The sequence below is a fragment of the Mesorhizobium sp. M2C.T.Ca.TU.002.02.1.1 genome (genome assembly GCF_003997225.1).
In genome coordinates this window covers 1-2,575 of the sequence record NZ_RZTO01000847.1, presented here as the reverse complement: position 1 = coordinate 2,575, position 2,575 = coordinate 1, and the positions used below count along the sequence as shown (strand labels likewise).

General features: G+C 64.4%; 4 protein-coding genes. 1 reads left to right on the top strand and 3 read right to left on the bottom strand.

Features of this window, described 5'->3' with window-relative positions; genetic code table 11:
- Window positions 1-914 (bottom strand): threonine-phosphate decarboxylase CobD (gene cobD, locus EOD07_RS30340; RefSeq protein WP_127237934.1); only part of this gene is annotated, 914 nt, incomplete at its 3' end.
- Between cobD and cbiB the strand changes: the two genes are divergently transcribed.
- The gene (gene cbiB, locus EOD07_RS30335) at window positions 913-1,902 is read left to right on the top strand and encodes an adenosylcobinamide-phosphate synthase CbiB (protein ID WP_127237933.1); all 990 of its coding nucleotides are present in this window, start codon (window positions 913-915) and stop codon (window positions 1,900-1,902) included. The genes cobD and cbiB overlap by 2 nt on opposite strands.
- Here the strand turns inward: cbiB and EOD07_RS30330 are convergent.
- Together EOD07_RS30330 and EOD07_RS30325 are read right to left on the bottom strand one after the other, a co-directional pair.
- Window positions 1,896-2,231: a hypothetical protein gene (locus tag EOD07_RS30330; RefSeq protein ID WP_127237932.1), complete on the bottom strand. Its 336-nt coding sequence runs from the start codon at window positions 2,229-2,231 to the stop codon at window positions 1,896-1,898. The two genes, cbiB and EOD07_RS30330, sit on opposite strands and share 7 nt — an antisense overlap.
- A gap of 22 nt (window positions 2,232-2,253) precedes the next feature.
- A partial coding sequence (locus EOD07_RS30325) for a cob(I)yrinic acid a,c-diamide adenosyltransferase (protein ID WP_206519603.1) occupies window positions 2,254-2,575 on the bottom strand: 322 nt, incomplete at its 5' end.

The following is a 2,575-nucleotide window of genomic DNA, read 5'->3' as shown; positions in this document are numbered from 1 at the left end:
ACGCCACACTCGCCGAGTGCAGAAAACAGGCTCGAAGCCTCAGGAAATGACAGATAGCGGAACAGGCTGGTGCCGCCGGAGACCGGGACATCGAATCGGTCAAGCAGTGCGTCGAGCCGTCTGGCATCCTGTGCCAGGCGTTTGCGCATATCGGCCTGCCAATTCGCATCCGACAGCGCACGAATGCCATATTCGAGCGCGGGACCGGCTACCGCCCAAGGCCCGAGCTGCGCATCCAGCCGCTCGGCCGTCAGCGGATCCGTCAGCGCGAAGCCGAGCCTGACGCCTGCAAGCCCGAAGAACTTGCCGAACGAGCGCAGCGCGACAATGCCGCCTTCCGCGACATCCCCTGCCAGGCTTTGCTCGATCGGACCGACATCCATGAAGGCTTCGTCGACGACCAGCAGCCCGCCCTTGGCGCGAAGCCGCGCGGCAAGGTCGAGCAGGCGGGCCTTTTCGATCACCCGCCCGTCAGGATTGTTGGGATTGACCAGCACCGCAAGGTCCGCCTCGACCAGCGCGTCGAAATCACCGACTTCTGCGACCGCATGGCCGGCTATGGCCGCAGCCCGGGCGTGTTCGGCATAGGTCGGGCCAAGCACCCGTGCGTTGCCGGGCCGTACCAGCGAAGCAACGCGCGGCAAAAGAATCTGTGTGCCGGGTGCCGCCGCCACATGCGCCGCCGACGGCGCGCCATAGGCTCTAGCCGCAATTTCGGCCAATTCGCGCAGTTGTCCTGCCTCCGGCAATCGGGTCAGGGCGGTGGCGGGCAGTTCGAAAAGCGGATAGGAGTGCGGGTTGATACCTGTCGAGAGGTCCACGAAAGGTTGTGGTGCATGAGGAAAAAGCGCGCTTGCCCGGCCAAGGCTGCCGCCATGATCAACCGCCGCGATCGCGCCGCTTAGTAGCTTCATGTCTGTCCTGATCGCTTTCCTGTCACTCGCCGTCGAACGCGCCCTCGGCTACCCGGACTGGCTGTTCAACGCCATCGGCCATCCGGTAACCTGGATCGGCAGGCTGATATCCTTTCTCGATCGCCGGCTCAACCGCGCGACGGATTCCGACGAATTGCGTCGCCGACGCGGCGTCCAGGCCTTGCTTGTCATTCTGCTGGTCCCCGGCCTGATCGGCCTGGCGCTGCATGTCATGCTCTGGCTGATCTTTCCGTCGGGCCTGGTCGTCGCCGCCATCCTCGGCTCCACGCTGCTGTCGCAGAAAAGCCTCGCCGAACATGTCGAGGACGTCGCCGACGCGCTGGAGACCGGCGGCCTGACGCTTGGCCGCATCGCCGTTTCGCGCATCGTCGGCCGCGATCCCGAAAAGCTCGACAAGGCCGGCGTTGCGCGCGCGGCGATCGAAAGCCTGGCCGAGAATTTTTCGGACGGCATCGTCGCGCCCGCCTTTTGGACCGGCATCGGCGGGCTTGGCGGCGGTGCTGCCTACAAGGCCGCCAACACCGCCGATTCGATGATCGGCCACCGCACGCCGAAACACGAAGCCTTTGGCCGGGCGGCTGCCCGCTTCGATGATCTGATCAACCTGCCCGCATCGCGGCTGACTGGCCTGCTCATCGTGCTGGCTGCCTTTCTGGTCCCCGGCGCCGATCCGCGCGCTGCCTGGCAAATCATGCGGCGCGACGCCAGGAAACATCGCTCGCCCAATGCCGGCTGGCCGGAAGCCGCGATGGCCGGCGCGCTGGGGCTGTCGCTCGCCGGACCGCGCAGCTATGGCGGCGAGGTCGTGGAGGACGCCTTCATGGGCGAAGGCGGCCGCCGCGAGGCCGAAAGCACCGATATCCGCCAGGCGCTGAAGCTCTATCGCGTCGCCGACTGGCTGCTGCTCGGCCTGTTCGCGGTGCTGTCGGCGATCGTGATCTACCTGACCATTTTGCTCACTCAGTGACTTGGCAGCCCGGTTTGCCAAGAGACACGGACTTCCTTTGCATTCGGGTCGGTAGCGGCACCAAATCTCTTGATCGCATAACCACCAACGGCCGCTGACGAGGATTTCAAGACAGGCTCAATGGCGACAAAAAGCCTCTCGGCATCTGGCCCATACAAATAGAGGGTACATTTACCCCCACCGAATTCGTCACCGTCGAACTCACCGACGTCCGCATTCGAAATGGCCTGCTGCAACTGATCCTCCAGGGCTTGGACGGATTGTCGCTCTTGCGGCGTTCCAAACTGACCGCCGCTCAGAAGAAGATAAACAATTACCGCTTGTTCCAACGGACACTCCCAACTGTGGCGGCTAGAACTCGATCCCCTGCTGCGCTTTGACGCCCGCCGAGAAATGGTGCTTGGTCAGCCCCATTTCGGTGACGAGATCGGCCGCCTCGACGAGCAGCGGCTTGGCGTTGCGGCCGGTGACGATGACGTGCAGATCGTCCCGGCGCGCCTTCAGCGCCGCGACCACCTTTTCCAAGTCGAGATAATCGTAGCGCAGCGCGATGTTGAGCTCGTCGAGCACCACGAGGCTGATCGACGGATCGGCCATCAGCTCGAGCGCTTTGGCCCAGGCCGCTTCGGCGGCGGCGATGTCGCGCTTGAGGTCCTGCGTCTCCCAGGTGAAC